This is a genomic window from Sphingopyxis sp. (assembly GCF_035998965.1).
Lineage (GTDB): Bacteria > Pseudomonadota > Alphaproteobacteria > Sphingomonadales > Sphingomonadaceae > Sphingopyxis.
This window is the reverse complement of sequence record NZ_DASYHE010000096.1, coordinates 13,818-35,306: the sequence shown is the minus strand read 5'-3', so window position 1 is coordinate 35,306 and position 21,489 is coordinate 13,818. Positions and strand designations below refer to the sequence as shown.

Sequence of the window (21,489 nt, the reverse complement as noted above, 5' to 3'; positions counted from 1 at the left end):
CCGATTACAGGCGTTTCAGCGCACACAGCTTGTTGCCGTCGGGGTCGCGCAGATAGGCGAGGTACAGCTGGCCAAAGCCGCCTTCGCGGATGCCCGGCGGGTCTTCGATGCTGGTGCCGCCCGCGGCAACGCCGGCGTCGTGCCATGCCTTCGCCTGCGCCTCGTCCTCCATCGCAAAGCCGATCGTGCAGCCATTGCCGGCCGTCGCCGGTTCGCCGTTGATGGGCGGCGTCACCAGGAACAGGCCGCCATTGTGCATATAGATCAGCCGGCCCTTGTCGTCCTGGATCCCCGGCTTGCCGCCAATCGCCTGGAACGTCGCATCATAAAATGCCTTCGCTTTCGCCACGTCGTTCGTGCCGACCATATTGTGACTGTACATCGCGCTCTCCTTTTTTCGTTGCGAATCGATACCGATCTTGTGCCAGCCTTGTCAGCGGAAGACCACCGTCTTGCGGCCGTCGATCAGCACGCGTTGTTCGGCGACCCAGCGCACCGCTTTTGCCAGCACCTGTGCCTCGACGTCGCGGCCGATGCGGATCAGATCCTCGACGCTGTCGCGGTGATCGACACGCTCGACCGCCTGTTCGATGATCGGGCCTTCGTCGAGGTCGCTGGTGACGAAATGCGCGGTCGCGCCGATCAGCTTGACGCCGCGTTCCTGCGCGCGGTGATAGGGTTTGGCGCCCTTGAACCCGGGCAGGAAACTGTGGTGAATATTGATGCAGCGCCCCGCCAGTTTTCCCGACATGTCGTGCGAGAGCACCTGCATGTAACGCGCCAGCACCAGGTAATCGGCGCCGCTGCGCGCCATCAGGTCGAGGATGCGTTCTTCCTGTTCGGCGCGATTGGCGTCGCTGACCGGGAAATGGTGGAACGGCACCCCGTGCCATTCGCTTAAGCGCCGCTGATGCTCATGGTTCGACACCACCGCCACGATGTCGATCGCAAGGTTGCCGGTCGACCAGCGGTGGAGCAGGTCATTGAGGCAATGGCTGCCCTGCGACACGGCAATAACGAAGCGCGGTTTGGCGGCGCTGTCGCTGATCCGCGCGTCCATCGCAAAGCGGTCGACGATCGGCGCGAACGCCGCCTGCACCCCGGCCAGCCCCTCGGGAAAGCGCGGCCCGGCGCCGCGAAAAGCGACGCGCATGAAGAAGCGTCCTGAATCGAGATCGGCATATTGCTGGCTGTCGAGGATGAAGCCGTCGCGCTCCGCGAGCAGCCCGGTCACCGCGGCGACGATGCCGACCGCATCGACGCAGCTGAAGGTCAGGACATAAGGTCCGGTCAAATTGTCACTCCCTCTTGAACGGAAGGATTATCCTCAAAGCCCGCTCGTGCTGAGCCTGTCGAAGCACCGTTCTTCCGTTGGCCGTCGCATGAAGGAAGAACGGCCCTTCGACAAGCTCAGGGCGAACGGATCATAAGTATTAGATCAGAAGACAACCACGCTGCGAATGCTCTCGCCCGCATGCATCAGGTCGAACCCCTTGTTGATGTCCTCGAGCCCCATGACGTGGGTGATCATCGGGTCGATCTCGATCTTGCCGGTCATGTACATATCGACGATCTTCGGCACATCGGTGCGCCCCTTGGCGCCGCCGAACGCGGTGCCGCGCCAGTTGCGCCCGGTGACGAGCTGGAACGGCCGCGTCGCGATCTCCTTGCCCGCCTCGGCCACACCGATGATGATCGAGGTGCCCCAGCCGCGGTGGCAGGCTTCCAAAGCGGTGCGCATCACTTCGGTATTGCCGGTGGCGTCGAAGGTATAATCGGCGCCGCCGTCGGTCAGCTGCACGATCGCGGCCACCGTGTCTTCGCGGCTCATGCCCTTGGTGTTGAGGAAGTCGGTCATGCCGAACTTGCGGCCCCATTCCTCGCGGTCCGGGTTGATGTCGACGCCAATGATTTGCTTCGCCCCCGCAAGCCGCGCGCCCTGGATCACGTTGAGGCCGATCCCGCCGAGGCCGAAGACGACGACATTGTCGCCGACCTGCACTTTTGCCGTGTTGATGACGGCCCCCACCCCGGTGGTGACGCCGCAGCCGATATAGCAGCTCGACTGGAACGGGGCGTCTTCGCGGATCTTTGCGACCGCGATCTCCGGCAGCACGGTGAAGTTCGAAAAGGTCGAGCAACCCATATAATGGAAGATCGGCTGGCCCTTGTAGCTGAACCGCGTGGTGCCGTCGGGCATCAGCCCCTTGCCCTGCGTCGCGCGGATCGCGGTGCAGAGGTTGGTCTTGCCCGACAGGCAGCTTTTGCACTGGCGGCATTCGGGGGTGTAGAGCGGGATGACATGATCGCCGGGAACGACGCTGGTGACACCCGCGCCGACTTCGCGCACGATGCCCGCGCCTTCATGGCCGAGCACGCTCGGGAAGATGCCCTCGCTGTCGAAGCCGTCGAGCGTGTAGGCGTCAGTGTGGCAGATGCCCGTCGCCATGATTTCAACCAGCACCTCGCCCGCCTTCGGGCCTTCGAGGTCGAGTTCGACGATTTCGAGCGACTTCTTCGCTTCGAACGCAACGGCAGCGCGGGTCTTCATGACGGGTCTCCTTCTCGCTGGTCCCAATCAGGCAAAGCGCGCGGCAATGCAAGATGCTCCCGATCCTCCTTGTCGCGCAGCGATGGGGAGGTGGCAGCGCGAAGCGCTGACGGAGGGGCTATGGCGCCGACGTCGCTGCCCCTCCACCATCGCCTGCGGCGACGGTCCCCCTCCCAATCGCTACGCGACAGGGAGGATTGCAGTCGGCGCCTCGCCCTAAAGCCACAAAAGCCCCGCATAGGCGCATCGAATTTGTGTCCTTTGTGGCCTTAGCGGCTCGGGCGTCAGTTCTTAAGGAGACAAAAGATACGGACGCATCGCGCAAAACTGTCTTCTTTGTCGCCTTAAGCAAAGGCGTGAATATCGACGAGGTCAAAGAGCCGCATCGCAAGGCTGGCACAGCGAAATAATGTAGGAAAGCCTGATCTGCCGGTCCCCTCCCCTATTTCGTCATCCCGAATCATGTCGGGGATGACGACGAGGAATCCGAGAGCGTAGCGTCGAAGATGATTGGCAAGTGGTCAGCACCGGTGCTATTTGATCGCATGCGGGCATATCATTTTTTGAGCGCAGAATACGGTCTTCAGGCCGTCGAGAAGCGCCAGCTCAAGGTGTCTCGATGGGATCGCCTCAACGACCCTTTCGAGTTTTTCAGTTTAGACATAACTGACAAGGATTTTCGTCGGTCGGTTAAGGCAAAACTGCGAACGGTCAACAATACCACCGGGCTCATATGCTTCAGCAAGAGTTGGAAAAATCCAGTTCAGTGGAGCCATTCTGCGGACCGTCATCACGGTCTATGCTTGGGTTTCGACATTGATGACGAACACCTATGCCCCGTCAATTATTCTGCGGAACGCATAAAGAGCGATGAGAAGGAGATGGCCTCGTTCCTCAATAACGACCCCGATCGGATAACAGAAATCATCTACACGAAGTTTGAACACTGGCGTTACGAGGAAGAGGTCCGAATGCTGACCACCCTCCAAGACCTACCAAAACTGAAGGATCTCTATTTTCAGCCATTTTCGAAGATTATGAATCTCCGCGAGATCATCGTGGGTGCAAACAACCGCTCAACAAAACCAGCCGACCTCAGGGCCGCACTTGGTGCCAGTTACAACGACGTTTCGATGTTTAAGGCGCGAGCCTCGTTTTCGCGGTTTGAAATGGTTCGGCAGCAGAGCGAAGCGCTTTGGTCGTAAATCTCAACACTCCACCACGCTAACCGCCAGCCCGCCCTTCGACGTTTCCTTATATTTATCCCGCATGTCGCGTCCGGTTTGCAGCATCGTCGCGATCACCGTGTCCAAACTTACCACATGCGTGCCGTCGCCGATCATCGCGATGCGGCTGGCGTCGATCGCTTTGATCGCGCCCATCGCGTTGCGCTCGATACACGGGATCTGCACCAGCCCGCCGATCGGATCACAAGTAAGACCAAGATTATGCTCCATGCCGATCTCGGCGGCGTTTTCGACCTGTGCGTTGGTGCCGCCGAGCGCGGCGGTGAGCCCCGCCGCTGCCATCGAGCAAGCAACGCCGACCTCGCCCTGGCAGCCGACCTCGGCGCCCGAGATGCTGGCGTTGCGTTTATACAGCGCGCCGACCGCACCCGCGGCGAGCAGGAAGGTGCGCGCGCCCGCATCATCGCCGCGATAGCCGCGGCGGTAGAAGCGGATCACCGCGGGGATGATCCCCGCCGCGCCATTGGTTGGCGCGGTGACGACCTTGCCGCCCGCGGCATTTTCCTCGTTCACCGCCATCGCCCACAGGTTGATCCAGTCCATCATCGCGAGCGGGTCGGTCAGATTCTGTTCGTGGCGGTTGCGAATGTCGGCGGCGATCTGCGGCGCGCGGCGCTTGACCTTCAGCCCACCGGGCAGGATGCCGGTGCTGCAACAGCCCGCGTCGATCGACGCATCCATTGCGCTCGCGATCGCATCGAGCCCCGCGTTCACCTCGTCGAGGCTGCGGTGTGCCAGCTCATTCTCGAGCATCATCGCGGCAAAGCTCTTGCCCGACGCCGCGCCCATGGCGAGCAGGTCGGCGCCCGAGGTGAAGGCGAACGGCAGTTCGACCTCGTCCTCGGCGCCGCGGCTATTGCGCCCCGCCTCATCCTCGTCGACGACAAAGCCGCCGCCAATCGAGAAATACATGCGCTTGGCAAGTATCTCGCCATCGCCGTCGCGCGCGGTGAAGCTCACCGCATTGCTGTGGAATGGCTGGCGCTGGCGCATCTGGAAATGCAGGTCGCGCGCCGGCTGGAAGCGCACGCGCTGGCGGCCGAGCAGATAGAGAAAACCTTCGTTCGTGGCACGGTCCCAATGCGCGGTGATCGCACCCAGGCTGGTGCTGGCGGGAATTTCACCGGCAAGACCCGCAACGATCGCGGTGTCAGCGGCGTGACCCTTGCCGGTCAGCGCCAGCGACCCGTAAAGATCGGCCTCGACATGCACCGTCCTGGCAAGCAGCGCCTGCTCGTCGAGCCAGACGGTAAAACGCCGCGCCGCAACCATCGGCCCGACGGTATGCGAGCTGGAGGGACCGACACCGATTTTGAAGAGTTCGAACAGGCTGATCGTCATGACCGCGCCTATAGAGGCGGCACCGTCATGGCGATAGATACCAGTTCAAATTTCCCTTACGTTCAGGCCGGATAGGTCCAAGTCGCCTCGCGCGCGAAATTCTCTGCCGCGAAATCCCAGTTGAGCAGTTCGTCGACCACCGCATCGACATAAGCGGGGCGCAGGTTCTTGCGGTCGATGTAGTACGCATGTTCCCACACGTCGATCACGACCAGCGGCTTGATCCCCGCGGTCAGTTCGGTTCCGGCGTCATGCGTGTCGGTCACCGACAGCGTGCCGTCGCGCGACACCAGCCACGCCCACCCCGACGCGAAATGGTTGACCGCGGTTTCCTTGAGCTTCTTTTTCAGCGCGTCCAGCGACCCGAAATCGCGGTCGATCGCGGCGAGCAGGTCGCCTGTCGGTTCGGTCTTGGTCGGGCTCAGGCTTTCCCAGTAAAAAGCATGGTTCCACGACTGGGCGGCATTGTTGAACAATCCCTTGTTCCCCGCGCCCTCGGCATGGTGAACGATTTCTTCGAGAGGCTTGTCGGCCAGCTCGGTGCCTTCGATCGCCGCGTTGACCTTGTCAACATAGGCCTTGTGATGCTTGCCATGGTGCGTCGCCAGCGTGTCAGCCGAGATATGGGGCTCCAGCGCATCCTGCTTGTAGGGCAACGGGGGAAGAGCGATCGTCATGGCAGTCTCCATTTTTTTGGGGGGAGGATGAAGGCTGTAACTCGGTATCGGGGCGCGGGGTTGCAAGGTTTGGGCGAGGAAATATTCCTTTACCCCCTCCCCTCCAGGGGAGGGGTTTTGCTTTTCACGTTACCATTGCCAGCAACGTCCCGATCCGGTCCGCCTCCTCCGCAGGCTTGTCGCGGCGGATGCGCGAAATGCGTGGGAAGCGCATCGCGAGCCCCGACTTGTGGCGCTTGCTGCTGTGGATCGAATCGAACGCGACCTCGAGCACCAGCGACTTTTCGACCTCGCGCACCGGGCCGAAACGATTGAGCGTGTTGTCGCGCACGAACTTGTCGAGCCATTTCAGCTCGTCGTCGGTGAACCCCGAATAGGCTTTGCCCACAGGGAGCAGCTCGCCATCGTCACTCCAGCAACCAAAGGTATAATCCGAATAGAAGCTCGCGCGGCGCCCGTTGCCGCGCTGCGCATACATCATCACGCAATCGGCGGTGAGCGGATCGCGTTTCCATTTATACCACAGCCCGGCGCGGCGACCCGCGACATAAGGCGCATCGCGACGCTTGAGCATCACTCCCTCGATCGCGGCATCGCGCGCGCCCGCGCGGCGTTCGGAGAGATCCTCGAAATCGGCGGCGTCGATGACCTGCGACAGGTCAAAGTGGCTGTCGGCGAGGCGCGGCACAAACGCTTCCAATTGCCGCCGCCGTTCGGTCCACGGCAGTGAGCGAAGGTCGTTCCCGTCGACCGCCAGCAGGTCATAGACGCGCACGAACGCCGGATAGTCGGCGAGCATCTTTTTGGGCACCGTCTTGCGCCCGAGCCGTTGCTGCAGCGCGTTAAAACTCGCCGCTTCGCCGCCCTGTGCATCGCCGCGCACGAGCAGTTCGCCGTCGATCACTGCATCCTGGTCGAACGCAGCGACCAGTTCGGGAAAGGCGGCGCTGATCTCCTCGCCGCCGCGACTGTAAATGCGCGTTTCGGCGCCGCCGCGCACGATCTGGACGCGGATACCGTCCCATTTCCATTCGGCGGCATAATCGGCGAGATCGACGCTGCCGTCCTCCAGTGGGTGCGCGAGCATGAACGGACGGAAAAAGGCGACATCCTTCAAATCGGGACGTTCGGCGCGTCCTTCGCCCCAGTCGAACAGCGGCGCATAGGGCGGCGGGATCGCGTGCCACAGTTCCTCGACATCATCGACCGGCACGTCGAACGCCTGCGCAAACGCCTGTTTCGCGAGCCGCGCCGACACGCCGACACGCATCCCGCCGAGCGCGAGCTTGAGCAGCGCGTAGCGGCCATCGGCGTCGAGGCGGTCGAGGAGCGACGCGAGGATCGCGGGGGCCGTGGCGCGCGTTGCGGCGGACAGGGCGTCGACGGCTTGGGCGACAGACATTTCGCCCTCCCCTTCAGGGGAGGGCAGCGAGACTTGGGAGCTCTGCTCCCTAGTCGCAGCGGGTGGGGTTTCGCGGCCTTGCGCAAGGCCGGCAGACCCCACCCCAACCCCTCCCCTGAAGGGGAGGGGCTTATCCGGGTCCGGCCACAGCAGCGCCGCTGTCTCTGCCGTATCCCCGACAAAATGCCGCGACAGACGGAACAACTCCTCATCGACCCGCGTCGCCAAAAGTGTCCGCACCATCGCCGATTTCACCGCCGGAAAATCGAGGCTCTCGGTCAGCGCCGCGATCGCCCAGCCGCGGTCGGGGTCGGGGGTGTGCGTCAGGTAATCGGCGATCAGCGCCAGCTTGCTGTTGCGCGAACGCGTATAGATCAGCCGGTCGATGAGGGCGGCGAAGCCCTTCACGCCTCTTCCTCCAGATCGCGGCCGACCAGATGCAGCGCCCGCGCCTTGCGCTGATGCAGTTCGCACCAGCGCAGCAGGCCATCCTCGCTGCCGTGGGTGATCCACGTCTCCCTCGGGTTCACTTGCGCAATCGTCGTCGTCAGCTCATCCCAATCGGCATGGTCCGAAATGACGAGCGGCAGTTCGACCATCCGCTGCCGCGCCCGCTGGCGCACGCGCATCCAGCCCGACGCCATCGCGGTCACCGGATCGGGCAGCCGCCGCGACCAGCGATCATTGAGCGCCGAGGGCGGTGCGACAATGATCTGCCCCGCCATCGCGGCTTTGTCGGTTTCGCTAACCAGCCGCAGCTCGCCCAGATCGACGCCATGCGCCGCGTACAGCGCGCACATTTTTTCCATCGCGCCGTGGATATAGATCGGCGCATCCCATCCGGCGGCGCGCAGCTCCGCCATCACCCGCTGCGCCTTGCCCAGCGCATAGGCGCCGACGAGCACGCAGCGATCGGGTTCAGCGCGCACCGCGCCGATCAGCTTGGCGATCTCGTCTGACGTGGGAGGGTGGCGGAACACCGGCAGGCCAAAGGTCGCCTCGGTGATGAAGATGTCGCATGGCACGACCTCGAACGGCGCGCAGGTCGGGTCGGGGCGGCGTTTATAGTCGCCGGTGATGACGATCCGTTCGCCCGCATATTCCATCAATATCTGCGCGCTGCCCAGCACATGTCCGGCCGGAAAAAAGCTGAAGCGCACCCCGCCGCGCTCGAACCCGTCGCCATAGGCAAACGCCTGATTATGGCTCGCCTCGACATCGACGCCATAGCGCAGCGCCATGATCGCGAGCGTTTCGGGGGTTGCGAACACCGCGCCATGACCGCTGCGCGCATGGTCGGCGTGGCCATGGGTGACCGCAGCGCGTTCGACGGGGCGCGACGGGTCGATCCACAGGTCGGCGGGCTTCACATAGAGCCCGTGCGGATGCGGTTCGAGCCAGGATTTTGCCTTTGCCATCAGGCGGCCAGTTCACGCACGCGCGCCAGATCGGCAATGAAGGCCGCGCGCTCCTCGGCCGCGCGCACCCGATCGGGCAGGCGCAGCAGGAACGAGGGATGGATCGTCGCGATCAGTTTCGTGCCTCCGGCCAGTTCGTGCACCGCGCCGCGCATCGACGCGATGCTCATGCTTTTGCCCGTCACCCCGCGCAGTGCGCTACCGCCCAAGGTGACGATGAGGTCGGGCTGCACCAGCGCGCGTTCCTTGTCGAGCCACCAGCGGCAGATGTCGATCTCGCCGGTCGTCGGGTTCTGATGCAGGCGCCGCTTGCCGCGCGGTTCGAATTTGAAATGCTTGACCGCATTGGTCAGGAATAATCGCTGCCGATCAAGCCCCGCTTCGGCAAGCGCCTCGTTCAGCACCTGTCCCGCGGGGCCGACGAAGGGCCGTCCTTCCAGATCCTCGCGGTCGCCCGGCTGCTCGCCGATCAGCATGATGCGCGCCGCCACGGGGCCTTCGCCAACCACCGCCTGCGTCGCACTGCAATGGAGCGGGCAGCGCATACAGCCGCCCACTGCGCGGGCGAGGTCGTCCAGCGTGTCGATGTCGTCGGTCAGGGCCAAAGCTTCGGGCACGCGGGCTCGCCATTTGTCGGTTTGCGGGTTCGCCATGGAAACGGCGGTCTCGCGCATCCGTTCCACCCGCGCCGCGGCGCCCGCGAGCAGCGGTGCAATATCCTGCGCCTCGGGCAAATTTTTCCAATATTTCTTGGGCATTTCGGCGCGCATCGCGTCGATCTTCACCCGCGCGGGGTTGAAGATCGCACCATAATAAATGCGCCACTGATTCTCGACGACGTCGCTGTTGGGCACCTCGTCCTTCGTCCCGCCCGGTCCATAGGTCAGCGTCTCGTGGTGCCAGATTGCGCGCGCATCGGGGGTCACGATCGCCCATTCCATGCCGTAAAAGCGCCGCTGAAAGAAGGGAGCGGTCAGCCGCAGGATATAGTGATCAGGCTCGAACCACGCGGCGAAAGATTCGCGCCCGGCTTCCTCGCCCAGGCGCCGGAAACGCACAAACGCGTGCATCTTGTGAATGTCGCGGCGGATCGCCTTGTCGGTCTTGCCGAGCCAGTCGATATCGGGGTCGGTGCGCCGCGCCAGCAGCTGCCGGTCGCGCAGCGCGCGCCAGACGATGCGATAGAGCCGCGCCGGCACCCCGGCATCGCGGTGGCAGATCACCCGGTCCGCCATGGCGAGCAATTCGCGCGGCAGCGATACCGCCGCACCCGACATGGGCGGAGCGTCGTCGCCAAACAGCGACGCGCCCTCATCGGCGCCGCGCCAGCTGACATCCTCGGGCGCCACACTGCCCGCGAGCAGCCCGCGCGCCGCATCGCGCCATTCGGCGAAATCGCCAGGACGGGCGAGGACGACCTCCCTCATAGCGCCAGCGACAATTGCTCCGCGGGCGGCGCAAAGCGCGCGCGCAGGCTGGCGCTGTCGGTCAGCGACCCCGGCCGCCAGTCGGGGGTGACGATGAACGGCAAGACTTTCTTCACCGACGCGGTCAGCTTCGCCAGATCGCCGATCCGCAGCTTGCCGGTCCGCCGCACCGCAACGATCCGATCGACTGCGCGCGTTCCCAGCCCCGGCACGCGCAGCAGCAGTTCACGCGGCGCCCGGTTGATGTCGACCGGAAAAATATCGCGTCGCATCAGCGCCCAAGCGAGCTTGGGGTCGATCGCCAGATCGAGCATCCCGCCGCTCGCCCCCTCCATGATTTCGGCGCGCTGAAAGCCATAGAAGCGCAGCAGCCAGTCCGCCTGATACAGCCGGTGCTCGCGCATCAGCGGCGGACGCACCGGCGGCAGGTCGCTGCTCGCGTCGGGGATTGGACTATAGGCCGAATAATAGACGCGGCGCAGGCGGTAACCCGAATAGAGATTGGTCGCCGTCGCCAAGATATCGTCGTCGCGCGACGCATCGGCGCCGACGATCATCTGGGTCGATTGTCCAGCAGGCGCAAAGCGCGGCGGTTTCGCTTTTTTGAGCAACCGCCCTTTCGCCGCCTCGATCGCATCGTCGGCGCCGACGCGCACCGACGCCATCGTCTTGCGGATCGTTTCGGGCTTTTTCTCCGGCGCAAAGCTCTGCAAACCCGCCTCGGTCGGCAATTCGACATTGGTCGACAATCGGTCGGCGTAGAGCCCGGCGCGTGCGATCAGCTCGGGCGCCGCTCCGGCAATAGTCTTGAGGTGGATATAGCCGCCGAACCGATGTTCCTCGCGCAGGATGCGCGCCACCTCGACCAGCTGCTCCATCGTATAATCTTCCGACCGGATGATCCCCGACGACAGGAACAGCCCTTCGATATAATTGCGCTTGTAAAAATCGAGCGTCAGCCGGACAACCTCCTGCGGATTGAACCGCGCCCGCGGCACATTGCTCGACGCCCGGTTGATGCAGAAGCGGCAATCATAGATGCAGAAATTGGTCAGCAGGATCTTGAGCAGCGAGATGCATCGCCCGTCGGGCGCATAGCTGTGGCAGATGCCCATGCCCTCGGTCGATCCGATTCCTTTGGTAGCAGTCGAATCGCGTTTGACCGTTCCCGACGAGGCGCAGGACGCGTCATATTTGGCCGCGTCGGCCAATATGCTGAGCTTTTCAAGAATCTGTTTTTCCGCCATTTCTCCTGCATAGCACAGGAACATAGCAGGAACAAATCACATCGCCACGGTCAGGCGTCGCGCCACCGTGCCGGAAGCGTGATATCGAGCACGAGCCCGGTCGGCTCCCAGCGCCGCTCGATCGTCCCGCCCAGATTGTTGCGGACGCTGCGTTCCATCAATAACGTGCCAAAGCTGGTCTTTTCGGGCGGGCCGATCGGGCCATGATTGCCCGTTTCGGTCCAGGTCAGCCGGAACATCCGCGAATCCTGACCTTCGGGATCCTGGGTCCATTGAATATCCACGTCGCCGCTCGCACCCGACAGCGCGCCATGCTTCACCGCATTGGTCGCCAGTTCGTTGAACACCAATGCCATCGCGACCAAGGCGTTCTCCGGAAGCAGAAGATCTGGCCCCGACCAGCGGATGCGCGGAAAAGCGGCCTCGACCTCGCGCAGCAGCGCATGCATCGACCCGGTCATAAAATTGGCGCCAAGCAGCACATTCTGCGCCCGGTTCAACGCATCGAGCCGTCCCGTTATCCGCTCGACATAATCGTCGACATCGGTTGCCGCGTGGCGGGTGAGCGAGATGATCGCGCTGACCGTCGCGAACAGGTTGCGCATCCGGTGGTGCAGTTCGCGCATCAACAGATTGGCGTTTTCCTGACGGCTTTTCTGTTCGGTGATGTCGATACTGATCCCGGTCAGGATCGCATCGGTCGTGTTGACGTCCCAGTCGGCGCGCACCGCGATCCAGCGCACGCCGCGCTCGGGATGCTGAATGCGATATTCGGTCGCATAATGGGTGCCGTTCTCGACCGATCCGCCGAGCACGCCGCGCACCATGTCGCGGTCGTCGGGAAGCAGCCGTTCGTAAAAGCCGTCGATGTCAGCCAGCGCGGTATCGACGTCGGCGCCCCACAGTTCGGCAGCGGCTCCGCCCCAGTTGATCGATCCGGTTCGCGCGTCGTAGCGCCATGTGGCGATGCCCGAAAAATCGAGCGCACGCTCCAGCGTCTGGCGCGCGTCGTCGCGTTCGGCAACGATGCGCCGCAGGTCAGCTTCGGCCATGATGATCGCGGCAAAATCCTCCAGGCGCGCCAATTCGCGGTCATCCAGCAAGGGCCGCTCTTTGCGATCGATCAGGCACAACGTTCCCAATATGGTCCCGTTATACGCCCGCAGCGGCACGCCCGCGTAAAAACGGATGAACGGATCGCCGGTGACCAGCGGGTTGTTGCGGAACCGTTCGTCGCCCAGCACATCGACGATGACCACCGGTTTATCCTCGGCAATCACATATTGGCAGAAACTGATGTCGCGCGGCGTTTCAGGGGCGTCGAGGCCGTAGGACGATTTGAACCACTGGCGGCAGTCGTCGACCAGCGACACCAGCGCGATCGGCGCATCATAAAGATCGGCAACCATCTTGGTTACCCGGTCGAACGCTTCTTCCGGGCCGGTATCCATGATCCGATATTCGCGAAGCGTATCAAGGCGCAGGCGCTCTGCATGCTCCGGACTCGCATAACCTCCGTCCGCCAACTGATGCCCCTCACGTCCTCCTGGTCCTGTGGGCCGCTCTGCCATGAATATGGTCCCTAAAAAAGTCTGTTTCCCACCGGAACCAGAAAGCGGCGCAATTCCACTGACTTACCGGTGGACCGAAGGCGTCCCGGCTGACTCTACGCACCGCACGATCACAAGTTGCAGCGGTTCGTCGTGCATTTTTGACTCTATTTTGCGGAACCGTCACCAATCGGGACGCGTATGACCGGTCAAAGCGGGAGGTATAGAATGCCATTGGGTGAAGAGCTTCGCGGACATTTGCCATATCTGCGCCGGTACGCGCGCGCGCTGACCGGCAGCCAGCAGCATGGTGATAATTTCGTCCACACGACGCTCGAAGTCATCGTCGCCGCGCCCGATGAATTCAGCGCCGGCAACGGCACCCGCATCGACCTCTACCGCAATTTCCACCGCATCTGGGAAAGCGCCTATATCGACGATGGCGAAGGCGATGACGACGGCGAAGACCCCTTCGTCCGTGCCGCCAACAGGCGGCTCGCGCAGATCACGCCGTTGGGCCGCCAGATTCTGTTGCTGACCGCACTGGAAGGATTTTCAGTCGCCGAAGCCGGAGTCATCACCGGCACCGATCAAGACACGGTGGAGACACTGCTCGCCGAAGCGGTCGGCGAACTCGACCGCGAATCGCGCACGTCGGTGCTGATCATCGAGGACGAGCCGCTGATCGCCATGGAACTGGAACAGATCGTCCGCGATCTCGGCCACACCGTAGCCGGGGTTGCGACCACGCACGAAGATGCCGTCGCCGCGTTCGAGGCGACCGACGCAGGGCTGGTGCTCGCCGACATTCAGCTCGCCGACGGATCGTCGGGGATCGATGCGGTGCAGGACATTTTGGCGATCGCGCCGGTGCCAGCGATCTTCATTACCGCCTTTCCCGAACGGCTGTTGACCGGGGGTCGTGTCGAGCCGACCTTCCTGATCTCGAAACCGTTTCGCGAAAACACCGTGCGCGCTGCGATCAGCCAGAGCCTGCTGTTCACCCCGCAGCTCGCGGCGTAGCCCAAACTACTCGCGGCCGGGTCCGTTCGCGGTCAGATGGTCGACATCATCCATGATCGAGCGGAACACCTCGCTCGACGGTAGCACGTCGGCGCTGCGCCGCGGCATCGTGCCACTTTCCAGAATCGCTTGCAGCGCGGTGCGAGCGCGCGAAACGCGGCTTTTCATCGTGCCCACCGCGCAGTCGCAGATCGCCGCACCTTCCTCATAGGAAAGCTGTCCGGCCCCGATGAGCACCAGCGCCTCGCGCTGGTCGACGGGCAGCATCAGCAACGCGCGCTGGACATCGGCCAGATGCAGGCTGTCGTCCTGGTCATCGGGCGCCACGAGCAGGCGTTCGGCGGCCAGCTCATCATATTCGGCAGTGAACTTCTTGCGCCGCATCTGCGACAGGAAACAATTGCGCAGGATCACGAACGCCCAGCTTTTCATACTGGCGGGCCCCGGCACATATTGCTCCCGCGCCTTCCACGCCTTCAGCATCGTTTCCTGCACCAGATCGTCGGCCAGGTCGGCGTTACCGGTCAGGCTCCGCCCAAAGGCGCGCAGGTGCGGCAGCATCGCAGCCAATTCCCGCTTGAAGCTGGCATCGTCGAGCGGATGGGTATCGAGCGGTGGAGGCGTCAGGTCGTTGATAAGATAGCCTTAGTTTACGCAAGCAGGTTCGATTACCCGTCAGGCTTAGCGCGTCGCGCCGATGATGCAAACCGGAACCGCGGGATAAAGTAAAAAGCCGTCAGCCGATCGGTCGCGGCCGCCGCCCCAAGGCGATGAAATTTTCCATCATCAACGCGTCTTGCGGGTCAAGTCGGCCACTCGCAGCGACGCGGGCGAGATCGTCATCATGGCCGCGGAATTGGGGATCATACAGCATCGTCCATTCGGCAAAGGCGCGTTCGGCGATTTCGCGGCGGCGGATTTCCACCATGCCGCTGTGCCGCGGATCGCTGCGGATAACCGCGAGACACGCATCAACCTTGTCGGCCGGACCTTCGAGCAGTTGCAGGAAGTTATGGCCATTGAAAATCAAGGCGCCGGTCAGCGCATCGCGTTGATTGTTGCGGCGCGCCTGGACCAGCAGCGCGGCAATATCCTGTTCGCCGATCAACGGATCGGCAACGCTAATATAGATGACGGAAAGCAAGCGACGACCTCCAACCTTCCGCAATGCGGGAAAGGCACAGCACAACCCCTCGCCGCAAGCCTGGTCGCCTACGCGGCGCACCGATTAGGGCCGTTGTGGCATCTTGGCAACGCTTTCATCGCAAAAAACGCACTAGTCGGGAACCCGCAGCGGTTTTCGTCGTTGCTTCGACATGGCTACGCAAGGCAACAACAGGTCGAACGGCACGGGCACCCCGCCCCCGGGGGCTGATGCGCCAAATCGCAAGCAGGGCAGCTTTCCCGGCACCGACAGTGACGAGTGGCATCGCACGCTCACCGGTCGTCAGGCGCCGGAGCCCGTCAGTGCCAAGTTGCGGATGATTTACGGCAATATCGTTTCCGAACAATTGCCGGATAACATGCTCGACCTCTTGTCGCAGCTCGATCAGAAAAGTTCGAAGCAATAATGGCCGAGGCGGCCGCTACGGCGCCGTCGGGCGGCATCCTGTCCGACGCCGAATTCAAGGCGCTGCTGGCGGGGGTCATCCCGCACCTGCGCGCTTATGGGCGCAGCCTGTCGGGCAGTCCCGACCTGGCCGACGATCTCACTCAGGACACGATGGTCAAGGCATGGGCATCGCGCGACCGTTTTGAACGCGGCACGTCGATCAAGGCGTGGACCTTTGTCATCCTGCGCAACACCTTCCTGTCGCAAATGCGCCGAAACAAATTTGTCGGCGAATATGACGAAACCGCGGTCGAGCGCACGATGTCCACCCCCGCCAGCCAGGAAGACAGCGGCGAAATGGCAGACCTGCAGCGCGGCCTTATGGAGCTGCCACAGGACCAGCGTGAGGCGCTGATCCTGGTTGGCGCTGGCGGCATGTCGTATGAGGAGGCGGCCAGCATTTGCGACTGCGCGCTTGGCACGATGAAAAGCCGCGTGTCGCGCGCCCGCGCCGCGCTGGAAGAGATTATGAACAGCGGCCAGTTCTCGCAAAAACGCGCCGATGCGCCGCCGGCAAGCGAAGCGGTCGATGCCATCATGGACAGCGTCGAGATCATCACCGCGCGGCGCGAGGCGGCGAGCCGCTAAGCCCTCTCGACTTTACGAGGCCGCCACGCCAGATTGACCCCTCCTTACCCCAGCAAAGCGAGCCTCCTGTCATGAAGTCACTGCCGCTCCTCGCCATCGCCGCCGCGCTTGCCGCGAGCGCCTGCTCCGCCAGCACCGCCTCCAGCCAGGCCGCTGCTCCCGGCTCGCTCGACGCGACGGGTGACCAGCCTGCGACCCCGGTCGCCGACGCGCCATTCACCGTGCAGGAGGTTGCGAGCTTCAACGAACCTTGGGCGATGACCTTTGTCCCCGGCACCCGCGCCGCGCTGATCACCGAAAAGTCGGGCAAGTTGAAGCTGTGGCAAGAGAGTGGCCCGCCGCTCGACGTCGCGGGCGTACCGACGGTCGCCTATGGCGGGCAGGGCGGCTTTGGCGACATCATCGTCGCGCCCGATTTCGCGACCAGCGGCACCGTGTATCTGAGCTGGATCGAACCCGGCGCGGGCGGCACCTATGGCGCCGTCGTCGGCATGGCCAAGCTGGTCCAGGGTGCGGCGCCGCGGCTGGAAGGGCTCAAGACGATCTGGACCCAGTCGCCCAAGGTCACCGGACGCGGCCATTATTCGCATCGCCTGACCTTTTCGCCCGACGGCAAATATCTGTTCATTGGGTCGGGCGAACGCCAGAAATTCGATCCGGCGCAGGACATGAAGGCCAATCTGGGCAAGATCGTCCGCCTGAACCCCGACGGCAGCGTTCCCGCCGACAACCCCTTTGCGGCAGAAGGCGGTGTGACCGCGCAAATCTGGTCGCTCGGCCATCGCAACATTCTGGGCCTGACCTTTGACGGCACAGGCCAGCTGTGGAACCAGGAAATGGGTCCGAAGGGCGGCGACGAGGTCAACCTGGTCGCGGCGAAAGCCAATTATGGGTATCCCATCGTGTCGAACGGCGACCATTATGATGGCAAGGATATTCCCGATCATCCAACCCGGCCGGAGTTTGCGGCGCCGAAACTGTGGTGGAATCCCGCTGTTTCGCCCGCGGGCCTCGCCTGGTATAATGGCGACCTCTATCCCGGCTGGAAAAACAGTCTGCTGATGGGCGCGCTGTCAGGCGAAGGGTTGGTTCGGATGCAGATTGACGGCGACAAGCTCACCAAATCCGATCGCTGGGACTTCGGCACCCGCATCCGCGAGGTCGAGGTGCGCGATGACGGGTCGGTCTGGCTTCTCACCGACGGCGAGAATGGCAAGCTGGTGAAGCTGGTTCCGAAGAAATAGCCGCTTTCCGGCCAAGGCCGGGGTTCAGCATCCGCCGCGTCGCGAACCCCTGCTTTCGCCGAGAAGCCCGCGCGCCTATATGTCATCCATGATCCGCAGCCTCCTCACCCGGCGCGCCGAATGGCCCGCGCGCATTCCCGATCCCGACGCGATGCCGCCCTTGGGGCTATTGTGGCGCGAAGTGACGGGTCTCGCCCGCGCGCTGTGGGGCCGCATCCGTCCGATGCCGCCAGAACCCAATCCCGACAGCGATCATCCGCCGGTGATGGTGCTGCCCGGATTCCTCTCGGGTGACTGGGCGACCAAGGCGCTGCGCGCTGACCTGCGCCGCGCCGGGTTTCGCTGCTACGCTTGGGGCCTCGGTTTCAACCGCGGTGCGACCCCCGATATCATCGACCGGATCGACACCCGAGTCCAATGGATCATCGACCGAACCGGCCATGCCCCGGCGCTGGTGGGGTGGAGTCTGGGCGGCATTTACGCGCGCGAATATGCCAAGCATCATCCGGACAAGGTCGCGCGCGTCGTCACCCTCGGCTCGCCCTTTTCGGGCAGCCGCCGCGCCAACCGCGCCTGGCGGCTCTACCACCTCGTCGCGCGCCACCCTGTCGACAATCCGCCGATCGACTTCCACCCCGCCCCGCGCCCCGAAATGCCGACCTTTGCGCTCTGGTCAAAACATGACGGGGTTGTCGCCGTGAGCAGCGCGCGCGGCCAGCCGCACGAGAGCGATCGCCAGATCGAGGTCGATTGCGGTCATATGGGCTTTGCCTATGCCCCGACATCGGTGGCGGCGATCGTCAAAGCCTTGACCGACGAGTTGCCGGCTGAAGTGTGCGATCCCGTTGCCGTTGCCCCCGTTCAGCAGACGGTGATGCGATAAACCTGGGCGGCACCGCCCCGAATTAAAACTAGGAACCGAGCAAACGGTACATCACCAGCGCATCGACCAGCCCATGTGCCGGATGCGCGAATGCTTCGGGCAACCGCCCGACCACCGCGAAACCCAGCGACTGCCACAGTCGCACCGCACGTTCGTTTGTCGCCACCACAAAGTTGAATTGCATCGCCCGAAATCCGCGTTCCCTGGCCAAGACAAGGCTGTGCTCGGCCATCGCCCGCGCGACGCCGCGACCCGTGGCCGATGCCGCGGTCATATAGCCGCAATTTGCGACATGGCCGCCGCCGCCCGCCTGATTGGCGCGCAGATAATAGGTGCCCAAGACCGCGCCGTCGGCCTCCGCCACAAACACCGCCTTGTCTGGCCCGAACCAATAGGCCAGCGCCTCCGCCTCGCTCATCGCGCGGTCGAGCGTATAGGTTTCGCCAGCGCGAATCGTCGGCTCGATTATGGCCCAGATCGCAGCGGTGTCGGCGGTCGTGGCTGGCCGGATCATCATGTCAGAAATGGCTTCACAACCTCGGCCGTCACGCGCAGCGGGCGCCCGCTCGCCTTGTCGAGCAGCGCCCACACCGTCCGCGCCCGGACATGGACTTTGCCATCGGCGCCAGTGAATTCCATGAAGCGATCGAACTTGGCGCCTTGCGGCTTGTCGGCGACCCAAGTTCGCGCGGTCACCGTTTCGCCGGGGCCGAGCGCGCGGAGATAATCGATCTCGTGGCGCACCACGACCCAGATATAGGCGTCCTTGTGCGCCTGCGGCGCCGCGGCGTCCCAATGGCCGGTCGCGACCTGCTGGATCCATTGGACCCAGACGGCATTGTTGACATGGCCGAGCTCGTCGATGCTGTCGGGGGTGGCGGTGAGCGAGAGGGTGAAGGATTTCATTTCGCGATCATAGCAATCCCCTCCCGTTTGCGGGAGGGGTAGTGAGACTTGCGAACTTGTTCGCTAGTCGCAGCGGGGTGGGCATCGGACGGCCGGTCGGCCCACCCCGCTGCAACTAGGCAGCAAGCTGCCAAGTTTCGCTGCCCCTCCCGCAAGCGGGAGGGGAGTTACGCCAACTCCACCGTCGTCACCATATACCCCGCATCACGCAGCGAGGCGACCAGGCTGTCGAGATGCTCGCGGTCGCGTGCTTCGCATTCGATGTCGGTGATCAGCCCCTTGGCGGGCAGCGTGGTAAAGATGCGCTGGTGATAGATTTCGATGATGTTGACCTGTTTCTCGTCGAACAGCTTCATCACCTTGAACAAGGCGCCGGGACGGTCCTGCAACCGGATGCGCAGCCGCGCAATGCGGCCCGAGCGCGCCAGATCGCGCAGCAGCACATTGGCGAGCAGCCGCGTGTCGATATTGCCGCCGCACAGCACCAGCCCGACCTTGCGCCCGGCAAACTCCTCGGGATGCGCGAGCAGTGCGGCGAGGCCTGCGGCGCCCGCGCCCTCGACCACGGTCTTTTCGATCTGGAGCAGCAGGCTGACCGCGCGTTCCAGATGCCGTTCGGCGACCAGCACGATGTCGTCGTTCAATTCGGCAACGCGCTTGCGGGTATATTCGCCGGGTTCCTTGACCGCGATCCCCTCGGCCAGCGTGTCGCCCTCGCACGCCATGTCGACGCCGTTGAGTTTGGCGTACATCGACGGATAGAGTTCGGCCTGCACCCCGATCAGGCGGATGTCGGGATTGATCCCGCGCGCCGCGGTTCCCATCCCGGTGAACAGCCCGCCGCCGCCGATCGGGATGATCAGCGTGTCGATGTCCGGCACATCTTCGAGCATTTCGAGCGCCACCGTCCCCTGTCCCGCGGCGATATGCGGATGATCGAACGGGTGGACAAAGGTCAGCCCGCGCTCGATTTCCAGCTCGCGCGCATGGGCATAGGCATCGTCATATTTCTCGCCGAACAGGACGATTTCGGCGCCGTGGCTGGCGGTCTGGTACACCTTCACCTGCGGCGTCGTCTTCGGCATCACGATGGTGACCGGCACGCCGAGCCGCTTGCCGTGATAGGCCAGCCCTTGCGCATGATTGCCCGCTGATGCTGCAATAACGCCGCGCGCGCGGGCTGCCGGGTCCATCAGCAACAGCGCGTTGAGCGCGCCGCGTTCTTTATACGCCGCGGTAAATTGCAGGTTCTCGAACTTCAGCCAGACGTCGGCGCCGACCATTTCGGACAGCGTCTGCGAATGCAGCGTCGGGGTGCGCACGATCGCGCCGTCAATTCGCGCCGCCGCCGCGCGCACATCGTCGAGGGTGATCGCCGGCAGATCGGCAGCGGACAAGGTGGGTGCGGTCGTGCTCATGATGCCGCTCGCCCTAGCCTATCTGGCGCACCGCGCAAACCATGGTTATGAGCCATGGGATGAGCCAGGAAAAATTGCGTATCAGCTTCATCGGCACCGGCGTCATGGGCGGGCCGATGGCGGGCCATCTCGCGAAAGCGGGCCACCGCCTCACCGTCTATAACCGCACCCGGGCCAAGGCCGATGCCTGGGTGGCGCAGCATGGCGGAGCGGCGGCGGCGACGCCGGCGGAGGCTGCGCGCGACGCCGATGTTGTGTTGACGTGCGTCGGCAACGACGACGATTTGGCGCAGGTCACGCTCGGCCGCGACGGCGCGTTCAAGGCGATGCGCAAGGGCGCCTTGTTCGTCGATCACACCACTGTCTCCGCGCGCATCGCGCGCCAGCTGTCGGTCGAGGCCGAGGGGCTTGGCCTGCTGTGCATCGACGCGCCGGTCTCGGGCGGCGAAGCGGGGGCGCAGAACGGCACGCTGTCGATCATGTGCGGCGGCACCAAAGCCGCGTTCGCCGCGGCTGAACCCGTGATGCAGGCCTATGCCGCGCGCATGGTCCATATCGGTGGCCCCGGCGCGGGGCAGACGACCAAGATGGTCAACCAGATCGCGATTGCGGGCGTGTTGCAAGGCCTGTCCGAAGCGCTGCGTTTCGCACAGGCGTCGAAGCTCGATACCGACAAGGTGTTCGAAGCCGTGTCGGGCGGCGCCGCGGCGAGCTGGCAGATGCTCAACCGCTGGGACACGATGGCGAAGGACGAGTTCGATTTCGGCTTCGCGGTCGATTGGATGCGCAAGGATCTGGGCCTCGCGCTCGACGAAGCGCGCGCGAACGGCGCGACAATCCCCGTCGCGGCCATCGTCGACCAATTTTACGCCGATGTGCAAAAGGCCGGACACGGTCGCCGCGACACCAGCTCGCTTATCACAAGGTTGCCGAAATGAACCGCTTCAACTTTCTA

General features: G+C 63.7%; 22 protein-coding genes. 7 read left to right on the top strand and 15 right to left on the bottom strand.

Annotated features, from left to right (window positions below; genetic code table 11):
• Positions 1-4 precede the first annotated feature (4 nt).
• The 3 genes from VGN68_RS17370 to VGN68_RS17360 all read right to left on the bottom strand — a co-directional run bounded on the left by VGN68_RS17370 (position 5) and on the right by VGN68_RS17360 (position 2,551).
• A complete protein-coding gene (locus VGN68_RS17370; RefSeq protein WP_327478457.1) occupies positions 5-382 on the bottom strand; it encodes a VOC family protein in 378 nt (125 codons plus the stop codon).
• A 51-nt stretch (positions 383-433) separates the two neighbouring features.
• Positions 434-1,294, bottom strand: coding sequence for a formyltetrahydrofolate deformylase (purU, locus tag VGN68_RS17365; RefSeq protein ID WP_327478456.1), 861 nt, complete (start codon positions 1,292-1,294; stop codon positions 434-436).
• A gap of 144 nt (positions 1,295-1,438) precedes the next feature.
• A complete protein-coding gene (locus VGN68_RS17360) occupies positions 1,439-2,551 on the bottom strand; it encodes an S-(hydroxymethyl)glutathione dehydrogenase/class III alcohol dehydrogenase (RefSeq protein ID WP_327478454.1) in 1,113 nt (370 codons plus the stop codon).
• 506 nt (positions 2,552-3,057) lie between these two features.
• On the opposite strand from VGN68_RS17360, the gene VGN68_RS17355 reads away from it, so the two are divergent.
• Entirely contained in the window at positions 3,058-3,756 is a 699-nt protein-coding gene (locus VGN68_RS17355; protein ID WP_327478452.1) for a DUF2971 domain-containing protein, read from the top strand.
• Positions 3,757-3,759: 3 nt separating this feature from the next.
• Here the strand turns inward: VGN68_RS17355 and VGN68_RS17350 are convergent, their stop codons facing one another.
• The 7 genes from VGN68_RS17350 to VGN68_RS17320 form a co-directional block, all read right to left on the bottom strand.
• Positions 3,760-5,139, bottom strand: a complete 1,380-nt coding sequence (locus VGN68_RS17350; protein WP_327478450.1) for an L-serine ammonia-lyase — start codon at positions 5,137-5,139, stop codon at positions 3,760-3,762.
• Between the two features lie 62 nt (positions 5,140-5,201).
• Entirely contained in the window at positions 5,202-5,816 is a 615-nt protein-coding gene (locus VGN68_RS17345; protein WP_327478448.1) for a superoxide dismutase, read from the bottom strand.
• 124 nt (positions 5,817-5,940) lie between these two features.
• A complete protein-coding gene (locus VGN68_RS17340) occupies positions 5,941-7,626 on the bottom strand; it encodes a cisplatin damage response ATP-dependent DNA ligase (protein WP_327478446.1) in 1,686 nt (561 codons plus the stop codon).
• The gene (locus VGN68_RS17335) at positions 7,623-8,636 is read right to left on the bottom strand and encodes a ligase-associated DNA damage response exonuclease (RefSeq protein ID WP_327478444.1); all 1,014 of its coding nucleotides are present in this window, start codon (positions 8,634-8,636) and stop codon (positions 7,623-7,625) included. The genes VGN68_RS17340 and VGN68_RS17335 overlap by 4 nt, the downstream gene beginning before the upstream one ends.
• Positions 8,636-10,063, bottom strand: coding sequence for a UdgX family uracil-DNA binding protein (locus VGN68_RS17330; protein ID WP_327478442.1), 1,428 nt, complete (start codon positions 10,061-10,063; stop codon positions 8,636-8,638). Before VGN68_RS17330 ends, VGN68_RS17335 begins: the two co-directional genes overlap by 1 nt.
• A complete protein-coding gene (locus tag VGN68_RS17325; protein ID WP_327478439.1) occupies positions 10,060-11,310 on the bottom strand; it encodes a putative DNA modification/repair radical SAM protein in 1,251 nt (416 codons plus the stop codon). The genes VGN68_RS17330 and VGN68_RS17325 overlap by 4 nt, the downstream gene beginning before the upstream one ends.
• Before the next feature lie 50 nt (positions 11,311-11,360).
• Positions 11,361-12,761 carry a sensor histidine kinase gene (locus tag VGN68_RS17320; RefSeq protein WP_327478437.1) on the bottom strand — a complete coding sequence of 467 codons (1,401 nt, stop codon included), beginning with the start codon at positions 12,759-12,761 and terminating at the stop codon, positions 11,361-11,363.
• 327 nt (positions 12,762-13,088) lie between these two features.
• On the opposite strand from VGN68_RS17320, the gene VGN68_RS17315 reads away from it, so the two are divergent.
• Positions 13,089-13,883 (top strand): response regulator, encoded by a 795-nt coding sequence (locus tag VGN68_RS17315; RefSeq protein WP_327478435.1) that lies wholly within the window; start codon positions 13,089-13,091, stop codon positions 13,881-13,883.
• A gap of 6 nt (positions 13,884-13,889) precedes the next feature.
• Here the strand turns inward: VGN68_RS17315 and VGN68_RS17310 are convergent, their stop codons facing one another.
• Together VGN68_RS17310 and VGN68_RS17305 are read right to left on the bottom strand one after the other, a co-directional pair.
• Positions 13,890-14,444, bottom strand: a complete 555-nt coding sequence (locus VGN68_RS17310) for a sigma-70 family RNA polymerase sigma factor (RefSeq protein WP_327478433.1) — start codon at positions 14,442-14,444, stop codon at positions 13,890-13,892.
• Positions 14,445-14,619: 175 nt separating this feature from the next.
• Positions 14,620-15,027, bottom strand: a complete 408-nt coding sequence (locus tag VGN68_RS17305; RefSeq protein WP_293698719.1) for a BLUF domain-containing protein — start codon at positions 15,025-15,027, stop codon at positions 14,620-14,622.
• Positions 15,028-15,199: 172 nt separating this feature from the next.
• Here VGN68_RS17305 and VGN68_RS17300 point away from each other — a divergent pair, with 172 nt between their 5' ends.
• From VGN68_RS17300 to VGN68_RS17285, 4 genes are all read left to right on the top strand, one after another.
• Positions 15,200-15,454, top strand: coding sequence for a NepR family anti-sigma factor (locus tag VGN68_RS17300; protein ID WP_293698722.1), 255 nt, complete (start codon positions 15,200-15,202; stop codon positions 15,452-15,454).
• The gene (locus tag VGN68_RS17295) at positions 15,454-16,083 is read left to right on the top strand and encodes a sigma-70 family RNA polymerase sigma factor (RefSeq protein WP_327478428.1); all 630 of its coding nucleotides are present in this window, start codon (positions 15,454-15,456) and stop codon (positions 16,081-16,083) included. The genes VGN68_RS17300 and VGN68_RS17295 overlap by 1 nt, the downstream gene beginning before the upstream one ends.
• A 71-nt stretch (positions 16,084-16,154) precedes the next feature.
• Complete coding sequence (locus VGN68_RS17290) at positions 16,155-17,327, top strand: PQQ-dependent sugar dehydrogenase (RefSeq protein WP_327478426.1); 1,173 nt, start codon at positions 16,155-16,157, stop codon at positions 17,325-17,327.
• Positions 17,328-17,415: 88 nt separating this feature from the next.
• Complete coding sequence (locus tag VGN68_RS17285) at positions 17,416-18,210, top strand: esterase/lipase family protein (RefSeq protein WP_327478424.1); 795 nt, start codon at positions 17,416-17,418, stop codon at positions 18,208-18,210.
• 28 nt (positions 18,211-18,238) lie between these two features.
• Here the strand turns inward: VGN68_RS17285 and VGN68_RS17280 are convergent, their stop codons facing one another.
• The 3 genes from VGN68_RS17280 to VGN68_RS17270 all read right to left on the bottom strand — a co-directional run bounded on the left by VGN68_RS17280 (position 18,239) and on the right by VGN68_RS17270 (position 20,534).
• On the bottom strand, positions 18,239-18,727 hold the full coding sequence (locus VGN68_RS17280; protein ID WP_327478421.1) for a GNAT family N-acetyltransferase: 489 nt from the start codon (positions 18,725-18,727) through the stop codon (positions 18,239-18,241).
• Positions 18,724-19,116, bottom strand: coding sequence for an acyl-CoA thioesterase (locus VGN68_RS17275; RefSeq protein ID WP_327478419.1), 393 nt, complete (start codon positions 19,114-19,116; stop codon positions 18,724-18,726). Before VGN68_RS17275 ends, VGN68_RS17280 begins: the two co-directional genes overlap by 4 nt.
• Positions 19,117-19,283: 167 nt before the next feature.
• Positions 19,284-20,534, bottom strand: coding sequence for a threonine ammonia-lyase (locus VGN68_RS17270; protein ID WP_327478417.1), 1,251 nt, complete (start codon positions 20,532-20,534; stop codon positions 19,284-19,286).
• Positions 20,535-20,593: 59 nt separating this feature from the next.
• Between VGN68_RS17270 and VGN68_RS17265 the strand changes: the two genes are divergently transcribed.
• On the top strand, positions 20,594-21,472 hold the full coding sequence (locus tag VGN68_RS17265; RefSeq protein ID WP_327478415.1) for an NAD(P)-dependent oxidoreductase: 879 nt from the start codon (positions 20,594-20,596) through the stop codon (positions 21,470-21,472).
• Positions 21,473-21,489 lie beyond the last annotated feature (17 nt).